Source organism: Streptomyces sp. NPDC059003, assembly GCF_042740445.1.
Lineage (GTDB): Bacteria > Actinomycetota > Actinomycetes > Streptomycetales > Streptomycetaceae > Streptomyces.
In genome coordinates, this window is sequence record NZ_JBHYJH010000079.1 from 1 (window position 1) to 14,707 (window position 14,707).

At 70.6% G+C, this 14,707-nt stretch carries 14 protein-coding genes and 2 tRNA genes; 6 read left to right on the forward strand and 10 right to left on the reverse strand.

From position 1 onward, the window contains the following. Positions 1 to 103 precede the first annotated feature (103 nt). The 3 genes from ACFWZ5_RS25605 to ACFWZ5_RS25615 all read right to left on the reverse strand — a co-directional run bounded on the left by ACFWZ5_RS25605 (position 104) and on the right by ACFWZ5_RS25615 (position 2,187). Positions 104 to 1,123: a chaplin gene (locus ACFWZ5_RS25605; RefSeq protein WP_384794209.1), complete on the reverse strand. Its 1,020-nt coding sequence runs from the start codon at positions 1,121 to 1,123 to the stop codon at positions 104 to 106. A 95-nt stretch (positions 1,124 to 1,218) separates the two neighbouring features. Continuing rightward, the gene (locus ACFWZ5_RS25610; protein WP_384794218.1) at positions 1,219 to 1,449 is read right to left on the reverse strand and encodes a chaplin; all 231 of its coding nucleotides are present in this window, start codon (positions 1,447 to 1,449) and stop codon (positions 1,219 to 1,221) included. Between the two features lie 327 nt (positions 1,450 to 1,776). Beyond that, a complete protein-coding gene (locus tag ACFWZ5_RS25615; RefSeq protein ID WP_384794206.1) occupies positions 1,777 to 2,187 on the reverse strand; it encodes a rodlin in 411 nt (136 codons plus the stop codon). Between the two features lie 252 nt (positions 2,188 to 2,439). Between ACFWZ5_RS25615 and ACFWZ5_RS25620 the strand changes: the two genes are divergently transcribed. The 3 genes from ACFWZ5_RS25620 (at position 2,440) to ACFWZ5_RS25630 (ending at position 4,884) form a co-directional block, all read left to right on the forward strand. Next, complete coding sequence (locus ACFWZ5_RS25620) at positions 2,440 to 2,850, forward strand: rodlin (protein ID WP_384794203.1); 411 nt, start codon at positions 2,440 to 2,442, stop codon at positions 2,848 to 2,850. Between the two features lie 505 nt (positions 2,851 to 3,355). Beyond that, positions 3,356 to 3,763, forward strand: a complete 408-nt coding sequence (locus ACFWZ5_RS25625) for a rodlin (RefSeq protein ID WP_384794200.1) — start codon at positions 3,356 to 3,358, stop codon at positions 3,761 to 3,763. A gap of 239 nt (positions 3,764 to 4,002) precedes the next feature. Continuing rightward, positions 4,003 to 4,884 (forward strand): hypothetical protein, encoded by an 882-nt coding sequence (locus tag ACFWZ5_RS25630; protein ID WP_384794197.1) that lies wholly within the window; start codon positions 4,003 to 4,005, stop codon positions 4,882 to 4,884. A gap of 104 nt (positions 4,885 to 4,988) precedes the next feature. Here ACFWZ5_RS25630 and ACFWZ5_RS25635 read toward each other — a convergent pair whose 3' ends face one another. Beyond that, positions 4,989 to 5,231 (reverse strand): hypothetical protein, encoded by a 243-nt coding sequence (locus tag ACFWZ5_RS25635; protein WP_384794194.1) that lies wholly within the window; start codon positions 5,229 to 5,231, stop codon positions 4,989 to 4,991. A 552-nt stretch (positions 5,232 to 5,783) separates the two neighbouring features. Next, positions 5,784 to 5,856: transfer RNA gene (locus ACFWZ5_RS25640), tRNA-Ala, on the reverse strand. A 185-nt stretch (positions 5,857 to 6,041) separates the two neighbouring features. Here ACFWZ5_RS25640 and ACFWZ5_RS25645 point away from each other — a divergent pair. Together ACFWZ5_RS25645 and ACFWZ5_RS25650 are read left to right on the forward strand one after the other, a co-directional pair. Beyond that, the gene (locus ACFWZ5_RS25645; RefSeq protein ID WP_384794191.1) at positions 6,042 to 6,590 is read left to right on the forward strand and encodes a helix-turn-helix domain-containing protein; all 549 of its coding nucleotides are present in this window, start codon (positions 6,042 to 6,044) and stop codon (positions 6,588 to 6,590) included. 52 nt (positions 6,591 to 6,642) lie between these two features. Then, positions 6,643 to 8,187: a protein kinase gene (locus ACFWZ5_RS25650; RefSeq protein WP_384794188.1), complete on the forward strand. Its 1,545-nt coding sequence runs from the start codon at positions 6,643 to 6,645 to the stop codon at positions 8,185 to 8,187. A 106-nt stretch (positions 8,188 to 8,293) separates the two neighbouring features. Here the strand turns inward: ACFWZ5_RS25650 and ACFWZ5_RS25655 are convergent, their stop codons facing one another. Both ACFWZ5_RS25655 and ACFWZ5_RS25660 read right to left on the reverse strand, forming a co-directional pair. Continuing rightward, complete coding sequence (locus ACFWZ5_RS25655) at positions 8,294 to 9,718, reverse strand: hypothetical protein (protein WP_384794185.1); 1,425 nt, start codon at positions 9,716 to 9,718, stop codon at positions 8,294 to 8,296. Between the two features lie 311 nt (positions 9,719 to 10,029). Further along, complete coding sequence (locus ACFWZ5_RS25660) at positions 10,030 to 10,158, reverse strand: DLW-39 family protein (protein ID WP_003999697.1); 129 nt, start codon at positions 10,156 to 10,158, stop codon at positions 10,030 to 10,032. Positions 10,159 to 10,481: 323 nt separating this feature from the next. Between ACFWZ5_RS25660 and ACFWZ5_RS25665 the strand changes: the two genes are divergently transcribed. Further along, the gene (locus ACFWZ5_RS25665) at positions 10,482 to 10,814 is read left to right on the forward strand and encodes a DUF6344 domain-containing protein (RefSeq protein ID WP_384794182.1); all 333 of its coding nucleotides are present in this window, start codon (positions 10,482 to 10,484) and stop codon (positions 10,812 to 10,814) included. A 56-nt stretch (positions 10,815 to 10,870) separates the two neighbouring features. On the opposite strand, the gene ACFWZ5_RS25670 is transcribed toward ACFWZ5_RS25665, so the two are convergent. The 3 genes from ACFWZ5_RS25670 to gyrA form a co-directional block, all read right to left on the reverse strand. Continuing rightward, positions 10,871 to 10,947: transfer RNA gene (locus ACFWZ5_RS25670), tRNA-Ile, on the reverse strand. A gap of 396 nt (positions 10,948 to 11,343) precedes the next feature. After that, positions 11,344 to 12,096 carry a DUF3566 domain-containing protein gene (locus ACFWZ5_RS25675; protein WP_384794215.1) on the reverse strand — a complete coding sequence of 251 codons (753 nt, stop codon included), beginning with the start codon at positions 12,094 to 12,096 and terminating at the stop codon, positions 11,344 to 11,346. Between the two features lie 18 nt (positions 12,097 to 12,114). Next, entirely contained in the window at positions 12,115 to 14,706 is a 2,592-nt protein-coding gene (gene gyrA, locus ACFWZ5_RS25680; RefSeq protein ID WP_384794179.1) for a DNA gyrase subunit A, read from the reverse strand. Between the last annotated feature and the right edge of the window lies 1 nt (position 14,707).

Consider the following 14,707-nt stretch of genomic DNA (forward strand, 5'->3'; position numbering starts at 1 on the left):
GTGCGGAGAATCGATCCGATTCTCCGCACCACGCCTCGCGTGCTAGGGCCGTACGGGCTGCACCGGCTGTACCGGGGGCGGTACGGCGCGGTGGCTCAGCAGCTCAGCGGCCGGACGCGGCCCGCCCGCGGCGGTAGAGGACCATGCCTCCGGCCAGCAGGCCCGCGCTCGTGGCCGCCGCGGCGACGAGGTCCGCCTCCGTGCCGGTCGCCGCGAGCTGCTCGCCCGCAGGGGCGACCGCGGCCGGTGGGCGCGGCGGGGTCTCGGTGCTGACCCGGACGGGCGGCTCCGCGGGCCGGGGCGCCGGGACGTGCTCCTCGGGGCGGTGGGGGGCCGGGGGCTTCGAGGGCTGCTCCGGGGGCCGTGCCTTCGGCGGGCGTGGCGCGGGCGGCTCTTCCACGGGCGGCTCGTCCACGGGCGCCTGGGGCTTGGTGCCGCAGTTGTTGCCGAACGCCGGGTTGAGGGCTGCGGCCGCGTCCACGGTGTTGCCACAGGCGTTCACCGGTACGTCCACCGGGGCTTGGGCGCTGTTGCCCGACAGCACGCCGGGGGAGCCGGAGACCTCGCTGTGGGCGGATGCGCCCGGCTCCGGGGACTCGTGGCGGTGGTGGGTGGTGGCGCGCGGGGTGGAGCGTTCTGCGGCGGCCGGGACGGAGTGGTGGGCGGCGGCCGGGGCGGGGCGTTCGGCGGCTGCTGGGGCGGCGTGGTGGGCGGCGGCCGGGGCGGGCCGTTCGGCGGCTGCTGGGGCGGGGCGGTGGGCAGCGGGGGCCGGGGCGGGGCGGGCCGTGCGGGCGGCGGAGCTCGGGGCGGGCCGGTGCTCGGAGCGGTACTCGGAGCGGTGCTCGTCGCGGTGGCCGGAGCGGGCGGCGGCGTCCTGGGCGGGGGCCTTGGTGCCGCAGTTGTTGCCGAACGCCGGGTTGGCGGCCGCGGCCGCGTCCACGGTGTTGCCACAGGCGTTCACCGGCACCTCGATCGGGGCCGACACGCTGTTGCCCGACAGGATGCCGGGAGAACCATGGGCCTGTCCGCTCGCGTCGGCGGCGAGGGCGGAGGAGCCGGACAGGGACAGGATGCTCGACGCCGCGGCGGCGGAGAGCACTCCCTTGCTGAGGGCCTGGCGCAATCTACTGATCTTCCTCTGTGCGGTGGAGCCGGCCTTGGCACCGGAACGGGACGCCAAGGCCGGCAGTGGCGCAGCTGAGCAGCTGGGCGGCTGCGTCAGTCGTTGACGCAGGTGTTGCCGAACGCCGGGTTCAGCAGCGCGATGATGTCGATGGTGTTGCCGCACACGTTGACGGGCACGTGGACGGGGACCTGGACGACGTTGCCGGAGAGGACGCCCGGGGAGCCGTGGGCGCCACCCTTCGCGTCAGCGTCGGCGAACGCCGGGGCGGCCATGCCCAGGGCCAGCACGGCACCAGCAGCGATCGTTGCGCTCTTCTTGAGCATCTCTTCTTTTCCCTTCTGTCGGGTCACGCCTTAACGGCGGGCAGACACCCGGGCGGTCAAATTTCACTTCCCGCACCGCGACCTGAGTCCTGTTAACGAGTGACGAAGAGTGAAGAAACCGAAAAACTGCCGTGATTCGGAAGTTCACTCGCAGAGCCGAGTAAGCCGAGCAAAGAGACTCACCGCACGGGCAGCGAAAACCCGCCGTACGAGCGGAGAAGACGCTCCGTACGAGCAGCGAAAACCCGACGCACGGACACAGAGACGCCCGGGCCGTCCGACGGAAGTCGTGGACGGCCCGGGCGGTCTGAGCGCGCGGCGGCCTGGTCAGCCGTTGTGCGCGCCGTTGCCCGACAGGGCGGAGATGTCGTCGAGGATGTGCGACAGCGGCTCGTCGCCCTTGGCCTGCGTCGAATTCTCGACACACTGCTGGTTCTGCGGCGCCGAGAGCACGTTGATGTCCTGAACGGTGACCGGCACGAGGCCCACGACGGAGCCGACGTTCAGCTTGGCCGGGAGGCCGATGCAGGGCTTGTTCAGCGAGCCCTGAACGGCGGAGAGCTGCGGGCTCATGTCGCCCTTGGTGACAGAGTTGCCGAACGCCGACTTGGCGTCGTTGCCACTCGCCGATGTCGTGCCGTTGTCGTCACCAATGGCCAGCGCTGCGGGCGCGGCGGCGGCAGACATTCCGACGACGGAAACGGCGACCGCGGCCGCAGCCATTGACTTCTTCAGCATTTCCTCTTCCTTTTCTGGACAGAGACACGGCTTGCTTCAGCCTGATCAACAGACCGATCCGGTGCACGGTTGCGCCCATTCACCCCATCGGACCTTTATTGAAACGTCACAGAAAAAGAGAAGATTACTGATCGCATTATCCATCCACGCAGGCCGATCGAGTGAACCCGAGCAACCACCCGTCGCCCACGCAGTTGCTCTAGATGTCCCGGGACGGGGCTGAACGGGGCTGACTCCAAGAAGGGAAATCCCGTGCTCAAGAAGGTAATGACCGCCGCCGCGGTGTCGGCGTCCGTGATCGGCGCGTCCGCCATGGCGGCGCCCGCCGCGTCCGCCATCGGAAACGACAGCGGCACCAAGTCGGCCAGCGGCAACGGCGCCTCTGAGGAATTCGGCAACTCCGCCACCGAAGGCGACAAGAGCCCGCAGATGTCGCTGGTCGACGACTCGGTGAACAAGCTCTGCGTCGGCCTCCCTGCCAAGGTCAACGTCGGCTCCGTGGTCGGCGTCGTGCCGGTCACCGTCCAGGACATCCCGATCCTGTCGGCGCCGCAGAACCAGCAGTGCGCGTCGAACTCGACGCAGGCCAAGGGCGACGAGCCGCTGTCGCACATCCTCGACGACATCTCCGCCCTGTCGGGCAACGGCGTGGGCAACCACTGACGCCACCCCAGTCCCAGCGGGTCGCCACGCTCTCCTCGGCGGCCCGTTGTGCCGTTCACGGGTCAGTGGCGCGGCCAGAAGTCCCCGGCGACCAGGCTGTTCCATTCGTGGTCCGGTCGGCCGGGGACCGTTCTCCCCTGGGCGCTCCACCGGGAAAGAAGCGACTCGTAGATCGGCTCCACACGGCGCTCCGATGATCCCCGGCTCACCGGAATGACACCCTGTCGTTTCCATTTCCCGCCGGCATCGGCCATTTCCCCTCCAAGACGGCAAGACGGTGAGAGGCTTCGCTGCTTTACGTACCTGATCATCTGCCGGGCAAAACCGGCTCGGCCCCGTAAGCACAGCTTTCCGCACAACAGTGCCTCACCGGAATCCGGAAACGCGTTCGCGCCGGGCCCATTCATCGGCTGACCGGGTCATCGGGCGCAACTCCCGCGCACTCACCCAGTTGATCACCACGTGGCTCCGCAACGGAGCCGCTCTCCGAAGGGAACCCCTCACCATGAAGAAGCTCCTGGCATCCGCCGCCGTCGCCGCGTCCGTGGCCGGCCTGGGCGCCGCCACGGCTCCCCAGGCCCTGGCCATCGGCGACGACCACGGCACCCACTCCAAGAGCGGCAACGGCGCCTCGCAGACGTTCGGCAACTCCGCGACGTACGGCAACATGAGCCCGCAGATGGCGCTCATCCAGGGCTCGTTCAACAAGCCGTGCCTCGGCCTCCCGATCAAGGGCAACGTCGGCTCCGTGGTCGGCGTCGTGCCGGTCACCGTCCAGGACATCCCGATCCTGTCGGCGCCGCAGAACCAGCAGTGTGTCGAGAACTCGACGCAGGCCAAGGGCGACGAGCCGCTGTCGCACATCCTCGACGACATCTCCGTCCTCGCGGGCAACGGCAAGGGCAACCACTGACGTCCCTGCCGTCATCGGCATCACGGGGCCGGCCGCCGTCGCGGCCGGCCCCGCGTGCGTCCGACGGCGGAAGCGGGGCGCGGGCCCGGCAGGGACACGCAGGTGAGGGGCGTCGGAGCCGCATCCGGTCGGGTGAAGGGCGGCGGCTGCGCGCCGCCGTCCAGCGAGTCATCACAGCGGAGCTTTGACGCCCTGTTTGTATGCGGATTTACCAGATTGTCTTACTGGAGGGACGCATCATGCGAGTTCTGAGAAAGCCCGGCATGGCCACGGCTCTGGCCGTGGGCACCGTCTGCGTCGTCGGCGTGACGTGCGGATCCGCCGTGGCAGGGAGTGCCGACCGGACGCCGGGAGCCGGCACGGCGCCCCCGGCGGCGTCAGCACCGGCGGCCGCGCCCCCGGCCGCCGCCGAGGCACCGGCGAAGAAGACGCCCGTACGCGAGCACACCGACACCGACCTCGGGGTTGAGCATCCGTCAGCTCCGTCCGGGTACGGGGACGACGGCTTGGAGGGGCCGTCGTCGGGCTACGGGAACGACGCCCACCACGGGGACTCGGGGTACGGGGCCGGGGACGGCTATGGGGACGGGGACAGCTACGGAGACGGGGACGGCTACGGGGCCGGAGCCGGATCCGGGGAGGGCTACGGCGAGGAGAAGCCGTCCTCCGGGTACGGGGACGACGCCCAGGACGAGGCCCCGGTGTCCGGGTACGGCCACCACGACAAGCCGTCGTCGGGCTACGGGGACGACTCCGACCACGGAAAGCCGCCGTCCGGCTATGGGGACGACTCCCACGAGTCCCCGCCACCCTCGGGCTACGGCGACGAGACACCACCCAGCACGCCGCCCACCACCCCACCCCCCAGTTCCACGACGAAGCCACCGACCCCGACCCCGACGCCGACCCCCTCGACGCCGACGCCGACGCCGACGCCCTCCACGCCGACGACACCCCCGACCACGCCCACGACGACGCCGAGCCCGAGCCCGTCGAAGCCGCCGCACCTTCCAGAGACCGGCCCGGGCGACTCCTTCGCCCTGCTCGCCGCGAGCGGTGCCCTGATCGGCGCCGGAGTGCTCGTACGCCGCCTCAACCGCAGGTTCGGCAACCGGGCGTGACGAACCGGCGCCACCCAAGGTGAGCGCCCGCGGATCACCGGGCCGAGCCGCCTCCGGCTCGGCCCAGGTGACCGCGCCTCAGTCCTTCCGGGATCCTGAGCCCGTCAGCCCCTGACGAGGGACACGAGCGCCGCGACGATCGTCAGCGCGGCGGCCCCCACCATCACGACGCGCAGCCCAAGCCCCCTGGCCCCGGTGCCGTCGGCCGCGTGCGGCGGATGCGCGTCCAGCTCCTGTCGGCACCATCGGCACTCGCCCAGCGCGTCCCCCGCAGCCTCCAGCCAGTACGCGCCGAGGAGCTCACCGCGGACCACCGGCTCCTCGCCCCGTTCTTCGACACTGCCCATACTCGTGCAACGACCCCGCGCGACCGGGGGAACCCCTGCCCCGCGGACCGCAATCCGATCGTCACCGGCCAGTACCGCACAGCACGGCGACCTCGAACGCACACCCATCAAACGATTGCATGTGCGAACTTCATGCTCTCTCGCCCCAGAGAGGCAAAGGCCAGAGCACCAGAACAGTGGATTTGCGCGAATACACGCCGCCCCATGGCTGCCATGGCCACGCAAACTCCCACGGCATCCGCCCCGACCGCGGCCCGCGTCCAGGCACCGCGGGCCCCAGCGACGGTCCCGGCGACGGTCCCAGCGACGGCCCCGGTCACCGAGACGGGAGCCGATACGCAGACAGCCGAGGCAGGCAGCCGACGCAAGGAGCCGCGACAGGACAGCCGCCGCGGACAGCCCACGCGGACAGCGGCCGCAGACAGCCGCAGCGCGGGCCGCGTCACCAGGCGCTACGCCACCGTCACCGCGGGAACCCCGAGCACCCGCCGCCCTCCGCGCACACAAAAACCCCTCCGCCTGCGTTACCGCAGGTCAGAGGGGTTCGAGGTGTGGAGCCTAGGGGAGTCGAACCCCTGACATCTGCCATGCAAAGACAGCGCTCTACCAACTGAGCTAAGGCCCCGTGGGGATGCCACCGGTGCGGAAAAATCACGTCCCGGTGAGCGTCGCAGACCAGAGTACCGGGTCACCCCGGGGATCTCGCAAAAGGATTGGGGGTCCCCGTGCGCGACCACTCTCCGTAAGATGCTCGACGTGGTTCGCGCGAGCGAACCGCGGTCCAATGGGGAAGCGATGGGGAGACGCAACATGGACGCTGCACAACAAGAATCAACAGCAAGAGCACGGGAGCTCCAGCGGAACTGGTACGGGGAGCCGCTCGGGGCACTCTTCCGTCGCCTCATCGACGACCTGGGCCTCAACCAGGCACGGCTCGCCGGGGTGCTCGGCCTGTCCGCGCCGATGCTGTCCCAGCTGATGAGCGGCCAGCGCGCCAAGATCGGCAACCCGGCCGTCGTCCAGCGCGTCCAGCTGCTCCAGGAGCTGGCGGGGCAGGTCGCGGACGGCAGCGTGAGCGCCGCCGAGGCGACGGACCGCATGGACGAGATCAAGAAGTCGCAGGGGGGCTCCGTGCTGACCAACACGGCCCAGAGCACGTCGAGTTCGGGCGCGCCCACCGTGAAGCGCGTGGTGCGTGAGATCCAGTCGCTGCTGCGCTCCGTCGCGGCCGCGGGGGACATCATCGATGCCGCGGACTCGCTCGCCCCGACCCACCCGGAGCTGGCAGAGTTCCTCCGGGTGTACGGAGCGGGCCGCACCGCGGACGCCGTCGCCCACTACGAGGCGCACCAGAGCTGAGCCGTCGGCCGGGCCGCTGCCGGGCGGCCCGGAAGGGGAGCGGGGCACGACCATGGGTGAGGTCTTCGCCGGCCGGTACGAGCTCGTCGACCCGGTCGGGCGCGGGGGAGTCGGCGCCGTATGGCGTGCCTGGGACCACCGGCGGCGCCGGTATGTGGCCGCCAAGGTCCTGCAACAGCGCGACGCGCACACCCTTCTGCGCTTCGTGCGGGAGCAGGCGCTGCGGATCGACCATCCGCATGTGCTCGCTCCCGCCAGCTGGGCCGCCGACGACGACCAGGTCCTGTTCACCATGGACCTGGTCACCGGCGGCTCCCTGGCCCATGTGATCGGTGACTACGGAGCGCTGCCGCCACGATTCTGCTGCGCGCTGCTCGACCAGCTCCTGTCCGGCCTCGCGGCGGTGCACGCCGAAGGCGTCGTCCACCGTGACATCAAGCCCGCCAACATACTGCTCGAGGCCACCGGCACCGGCCGGCCCCATCTGCGCCTGTCCGACTTCGGCATCGCGATGCGCAAGGGCGAGCCCCGCCTGACCGAGACCGACTATGTGGTGGGCACGCCCGGGTACTTCGCGCCCGAGCAGATGATGGGCGCCGAACCGGACTTCCCCGCCGACCTCTTCGCCGTGGGCCTCGTCGCCCTCTATCTGCTCCAGGGCGCCAAGCCGGACGCCAAGGCACTCATCGAGCGCTTCGCGGCACACGGCACTCCGGGGGCACCGCGGGGCGTGCCCGAGCCGCTGTGGCAGGTCATCGCCACGCTGCTGCAGCCCGACCCGCAGACGCGCTTCCGCACGGCCACGGGGGCGCGCAAGGCGCTCGCCTCCGCCGCCGAGATGCTGCCCGAGCCGGGCCCTGACGACGAGCTCGTCGAGATCTTCGACCAACTCGGCCCGCTGCCCACCGGGTTCGGCCCCGACGGCCCGCTCACCCGCGCACCCCAGCCGCCTCCGGCCCAGCCACCCACGCCACGGCCGCAGCCCCCCGCGACACCGCCGTCCACCCCCGTGTCCACACCGGTGTCCCAGGCGCGGTCCGGCGGCTCCACCGGCACCCCCCTTCCCGCACCGCCGCCGGTCCCTCCGCGTCCCTCGATGTCGGAAACCGGCAGCTTCCACCTGCCCCCACCGCTGCAAGCGCCCCCACAGCCCGCGCAACCGCCAACTCCCCCCACTCCAACGCCAACGCCAACGCCGACCCCGACCCCGACCCCGACTCCAGCCCCGACGCCACCCCCGACCCCTATCCCGGCCCAGCCCACGCCCTCCGCGGCCCAGCCCGCCTACGCGCACGCTCCTGCTTCTCAATACACCGCCCAAGCCGCGCAGGTTCCGTCTTCCGGCGCCTCAATTCCCGGCCCGCTGCAACAAGTTCAGGCCCAAGGTCAGCCCCACGCCCAGCCGCACGCCCAGCCTCCCGCCCGGCAACTGCTGCCGGAGCAGACGGCACCGCCCCCGCGTCAGCGCACCCGCGCCACCGGCTCCCACGCCGCGCGCCCCCGCCGCACCGGCCCGCCCGCGAAGGTGGCCCTGCCGATGCTGTTCGTCGCGCTGGCCTGCTTAACGGTGGGATTCTGGGCACTGACCCAGATCTAGGAGCCACGCCGAATCGTCAGCCCGGAGTCCGCACCGGACCGTCAGATCTCAGACCACACCGAATCGTCGGATCCGAAGCCGCACCCGAGGCGTCAACCGCCCCGTCTCAAGCAGGAATTCGCCGCGCCCGCCTCCGTGCGACCCACGTCCACACGCCGAGGACCGCGATCAGCACCGTCCCCGTACCGATCCCCGCGGCGGCGACGACCTTCATGGCCTCGTCCGCATCCCCGCTCCCGCCACCGCCCGCCTCCACGAGACGCCCCGGCTTCTCCCTCGTGGTCCCGTCACGCGCCGCGTCCTCGTCCCGCTCCGTGACGCCGAACTCGTCCGCGGGCCGCGCCGTCCCCACGTACGCGGGCCCCGGCCGCGGCTCCCCCGCGACGTCCACCCTCAGCGTCAGACCGAGCGGGCCGTCGCCGAACCGCGCGGCGACGTCCGGGTCGAGGTGCACGGCGAGGTAGTACCACCCGGCGAACCGCACTTCGGAGACGCGGGGCACCGGCGCGTAGCGGTTCTCGTACGCGACGGGAGGCAGGGCAGGCAGGGCGGCCGACCGCTGGCGGCCGTCGTACGCGGTGTCCAGGTCCTCGACCGGACCGCGCGCGGGGTTGAAGAGCCCGACGACCAGAGCGGACGTGACGTACTCCCGGTCTCCGGCAGAACCGCCGGCCCGGCCGGAACCGCTCGCCCCCGAGCCGTCCGTGCCGGTACCGGGCACCCCCGTACCGCGCGCGTCGGAGCCACCGAGCTCCACCGTGGCGGAGAGCCGCTGCCCCCAGTCCACCGGCACCCGGTAGTAGCGGGTCTCTCCGGGCTTCACCCGGTCGTCCCAGGCTCCCTTGGTGAGGGCCCTGGCCGTGCTGAAGCTGCTGCCGCCCGCGCGCGGCCTGGCCCGGCCGGCGGGTGGGGTGGGCGATGCGGAGTCCCCGACCTGTGGCGGCGTGGTCGCGCCCTGCTTCACCAGGGCGGGCTCCGACGCCACATGGAGCTCCAGATCCCACTCCTCCGTAGTGGACGGTTTCTCCGTGCTCTCCGTGGAGTCGGAAACGGACGCCCTGGAGGAGGCGGTTCTCTCGACGACCACGTAGTAGGTGCCCGCTCTCGCGCACCTGCTGTCGTCCGTCCCGGCGTCGCGCAGGGCCGACGCGGTCAGCGGGCGCGGGCTCCGCGAGGCGCCGAAGCGCGCGGTCCCGGAGTCGCAGTCGAAGCCGTCGGCGTCCTGGACGGACACCTTGATCCCGTCCGCGAAGCCGACGCGGCTGCCGGGTCCGGGGAGCGCGGTGGCGGAGACGTACACGTTCTCCCTGGCGTCGAGTTCGAGCCGGTAGTACAGCTCGGTCGTGCCCGTGCCCGGGTGCTTGATGGAGCTCTTGTACGTCGATCCGGGCGCGAGCGTGCGGCTGCCGGTGCTGCTGGGCGCGCCCTGCACGGTCTGCGCGTCGGCGGCGAAGGCGTACGGAGGGGGCGTCTCCGCCGCGTGGGCGGGCCCTGGCGGCGTCACCGCGCACAGGACGCCGCCCACGGCCACGCCCCGTACGGCAGCCGACCACCGGGCCCCTCGGGACCGGCCCGGCGCTCCACGCCCGCCGCCGCTCCCCCTCATCGCCCCACCCGGCATCACACGCTCCCCCTCACCCAGAGCTCACCCGGAACTCAGCCACCAGAGATTTACTCAAGCAAGGAATGAAGTTGCGCAAGTGAACCAAGGGAGCGCGGGCGGCGCGGCATGCGTACAGGGGCGGAAGAAGACCGAAGAAGCGGGACAAAAGCCTCCTCACACAGCACAGGGCCCCGACCGCTCCAGCGATCGGGGCCCTGTGACGAGACTGCTGTCGATACTCACGAACCCGTGGGCACGGAGTCAGTCGCCTCCGTCCACAGATCCTGCTCGGCGCGATCCGCCTGGATCTGGCGGTACACGAGGAGCCCGCCGATGGCGGCCAGTGCGACCAGGAGAAGCTTCTTCACCGCGCGACCTCGTCTTTCCTTGACGTAGGGGACTTCTGGCGCCCGACTATACACACCGACCGATACCGATCGGTGATCTGGATCTGCCCCAACTCCCCTCCCCGGCACCGCAGTAGAAACGGATCGCAGCACTCCGCCTACGCTCCGTCCACTGTGATGTTCGCCGCGCTTGTCCCGCTTCCTGGCTTCCTCGGGCCACTTGCACCCATCCGGGTGGTGTTCATCTGAACATCGGCGCGACGGGAGCGTCGGTCCCCCACTGTCGGCCCCTCATACACATCATGAGGAAAGTACGCAAATCGCCCAACCCGAATTGAGGGGCCATGACCGCCACCAAGGCCATGAAGCTGTGGAGCACGCTCGTCACCGCCGTCCTCGCGCTCTTCGCCGCGCTGGGATTCGCCTCGCAGGCCACCGCGGCCGCGCCGGTACACCAGGCCACGACCTCGTGCAAGAGCACGACGAGCGCGACGGCACCGCTGCTCGCCGCCTGGGCGATGGCGTACGAACGGTCCTTGCCCCCCACGATGAAGCAACGCATCCGCGCCGAGGCCCACGGCTCGACACCGAGCTGCCGCCACCTGCCCACGACGGACGCGGACGCCGAGTCCGACGCCGACGCCCTCACCGCCGCCAACCTCGCCGCGGAGCCGTAGTCACGACGCACACACGCAGAAGACCCCCAGCCGATACCGGCTGGGGGTCTTCTTGCTGGTGGGGCTACCTGGATTTGAACCAGGGACCTCATCCTTATCAGGGATGCGCTCTAACCAACTGAGCTATAGCCCCGCCGCGCTCTTCGGGTTTCCCCGTCGCGCTGACCTCTGAAGATTAGCGCACGTGGGGGCCAGTCCCAAAATCGATGATCCTCCGGCCCCCGGGACCCGCCCGCAGTCGGCGTGCGAGCCCTCGTACGACCGCCGCGAACTCCGCCGTACGGCCGCCGCGGAAGCCGCCGTACCACCGCCCGTGGAAGCCGTCGTCAAGCCACCACGGAAGCGTTCGTGGAAGCCGCTACAGAAGCCGCAGCGGAAGGCCGCCACAGACGGCCGCCGCAGAAGCCTTCGCGGAAGCGGCCCCAGAGACCGCCACAGTGACCGCCACCGAGACCGCCACAGAGACCGCCACAGAGACCGCCACAGAGACCGCCGAGGAAGGCTCGCGGAAGCCGACCGCGAGAAAGTCCTACTCGTCCTCCGCCAGCGTCAGCTCGATGCCGCCGACGAAGCCCGCCGAGAGGTTGTAGATGAACGCGCCGAGCGTCGCGAGGGCCGTCGCGAGGACGACGTCGATGACCGCGATGATCGTGGTGAACATCAGGACGCGCGGCAGCGACAGGAACGCCTGCAGGTCGAAGCCGTTGGACTCGTTCGAGCCCGTCGCCTCGGAGATCGTGCCGCCGACCGTGGAGAAGACGCCCATCGCGTCCATGACCATCCACAGGACGGCCGCGGCGACGATGGTGCAGATGCCGAGGGCGATGGAGAGCAGGAAGCTGACCTTCATCACCGACCAGGGGTCGGCCTTGGCGACCCGCAGCCTGGCCTTGCGCGTGCGCGGGGTGGTGCGCGCCCCCGTGCGGGGGCGACGGACCGCGCCCGCCGGAGCCGCCTGGTAGGCCTGCGGCGGATGGTACGGCTGGCTGCCCTGCTGCTGCGGCGGCCGCTCACCCGGAAGCGCGCTGGAGTCCCCGCCCGCCTCGGCACTCTCCGTGCCCTTGGCCGCCTTGGCGGCACTGCCGGTCTTGCTGGTCTTACTGGTCTTGCTGGTCTTCGTGCCGGCAGCGGTCTTCGTGCCTCGGCTTCGGGTGTCCGTCACAGTCCCCCCCTGGGATCCATGAGACTCGTGGGAGTCCGACCCATCGGTGGCGGAGCCACGGGCACCGTCCGTGCCGGTCTTACTCGCTCCGGCGGCTCCGGCGCCCGTGGCTCCACTCACCATGAATCACTCCTCGCGCTACTCGGCCGGGGACTCGGTGCCCTCGTCCGTACCGACGGCCGGCGTGCCGTCGGACGATTCGTCGACGATGTCGCCGTCGACTTCCTCGGCCTCGCGCCCGGCCTCGGCATTACGAGCGATACCGACCACGGCATCGCGCTTGCCCAGGTTGATCAGTTGGACGCCCATGGTGTCACGGCCCGTCTCCCTGACCTCGTTGACTCGCGTGCGAATCACACCGCCGGACAGGGTGATGGCGAGGATCTCGTCGGTCTCCTCGACCACCAGCGCGCCGACCAGTTCACCGCGGTCCTCGACGATCTTGGCGGCCTTGATGCCGAGACCACCGCGGCCCTGGACGCGGTACTCGTCGACGGCGGTCCGCTTCGCGTACCCGCCATCCGTTGCGGTGAAGACGAACGTACCCGGCCGGACCACATTCATCGAGAGCAGCTGGTCGTCGTCGCGGAAGCTCATGCCCTTGACGCCCGAGGTGGCGCGGCCCATCGGCCGGAGCGCGTCGTCCGTCGCCGTGAAGCGGATCGACTGCGCCTTCTTGCTGATCAGGAGCAGATCGTCCTCGGCCGACACCAGCTCGGCGCCGATCAGCTCGTCGTCCGCGCCGTCGTCCGTCTCGCGCAGGTTGATGGCGATGACACCGCCCGAGCGGGGGGAGTCGTAGTCCTTGAGCGGGGTCTTCTTGACCAGGCCGCCCTTGGTGGCGAGGACCAGGTACGGCGCGGCCTCGTAGTCGCGGATCGCGAGGATCTCGGCGATCTGCTCGTCCGGCTGGAAGGCGAGCAGGTTCGCCACGTGCTGGCCGCGGGCGTCGCGTCCGGCGTCGGGCAGCTCGTACGCCTTCGCGCGGTAGACGCGGCCCTTGTTGGTGAAGAACAGCAGCCAGTGGTGCGTGGTCGAGACGAAGAAGTGGTCGACGATGTCGTCCTGCTTCAGCTTCGTGCCGCGCACGCCCTTGCCGCCGCGCTTCTGCGAGCGGTAGTCCTCGGTCTTCGTCCGCTTGACGTAGCCGCCGTTGGTGATGGTGACGACGATGTCCTCTTCGGCGATCAGGTCCTCGATGGACATGTCGCCGTCGAACGGCACCAGCTTCGAGCGGCGGTCGTCGCCGTACTTCTCGACGAGCGCGGCGAGCTCCTCGCTGACGATGCCGCGCTGCTTCGCGGGCGAGGCGAGGATCGCGTTGTACTCGTCGATCTTCTGCTGGAGCTCGTCGTGCTCGGCGACGATCTTCTGGCGCTCCAGGGCGGCGAGCCGGCGCAGCTGCATCTCGAGGATGGCGTTGGCCTGGATCTCGTCGATCGCCAGGAGGCCCATCAGGCCCTCGCGCGCGATGTCGACGGTGTCGCTGCGCCGGATGAGCGCGATGACCTCGTCGATGGCGTCCAGGGCCTTGAGGAGGCCGCGCAGGATGTGGGCGCGCTCCTCGGCCTTGCGCAGGCGGAACTTCGTACGCCGGACGATGACCTCGATCTGGTGGCTCACCCAGTGGCGGATGAACGCGTCCAGCGAGAGCGTGCGCGGCACGCCGTCGACGAGCGCCAGCATGTTGGCGCCGAAGTTCGTCTGCAGGTCCGTGTGCTTGTACAGGTTGTTCAGGACGACCTTGGCGACCGCGTCGCGCTTGAGCACGATGACCAGGCGCTGGCCCGTGCGCGAGGACGTCTCGTCGCGGACGTCGGCGATGCCGCCGACCTTGCCGTCCTTCACGAGGTCGGCGATCTTCTGCGCGAGGTTGTCCGGGTTGACCTGGTACGGAAGCTCCGTGACCACCAGGCACTGGCGGTTCTGGATCTCCTCGACCTCGACGACCGCGCGCATCGTGATGGAGCCGCGGCCCGTGCGGTACGCCTCCTCGATGCCCTTGCGGCCGACGACGAGCGCGCCGGTCGGGAAGTCCGGGCCCTTGATGCGCTCGATGAGGGCGTCGAGCAGCTCCTCGTGCGAGGCCTCCGGGTGCTCGAGCGCCCACTGGGCACCCGCGGCGACCTCGCGGAGGTTGTGCGGCGGGATGTTCGTCGCCATGCCGACCGCGATGCCCGCCGAGCCGTTGATCAGCAGGTTCGGGAAGCGGGACGGCAGGACGGTGGGCTCCTGGGAGCGGCCGTCGTAGTTGTCCGTGAAGTCGACGGTCTCCTCGTCGATGTCGCGGACCATCTCCATCGACAGCGGCGCCATCTTGCACTCGGTGTAGCGCATGGCGGCCGCCGGGTCGTTGCCCGGGGAGCCGAAGTTGCCGTTGGAGTCCACCAGCGGCATCCGCATCGACCACGGCTGCGCGAGGCGGACCAGGGCGTCGTAGATCGAGGAGTCGCCGTGCGGGTGGTAGTTGCCCATGACGTCGCCGACGACGCGGGCGCACTTGTAGAAGCCCTTCTCGGGGCGGTACCCGCCGTCGTACATGGCGTACAGGACGCGGCGGTGCACGGGCTTGAGGCCGTCGCGGACGTCGGGCAGCGCGCGGGACACGATGACGGACATCGCGTAGTCGAGGTACGAGCGCTGCATCTCCGTCTCGAGCCCGACGGGCTCGATCCGCAGCGTCTGGCCTTCGCCGTCCTCAGGGGTGGTGGGGTTGTTCTCGTCGGCCATG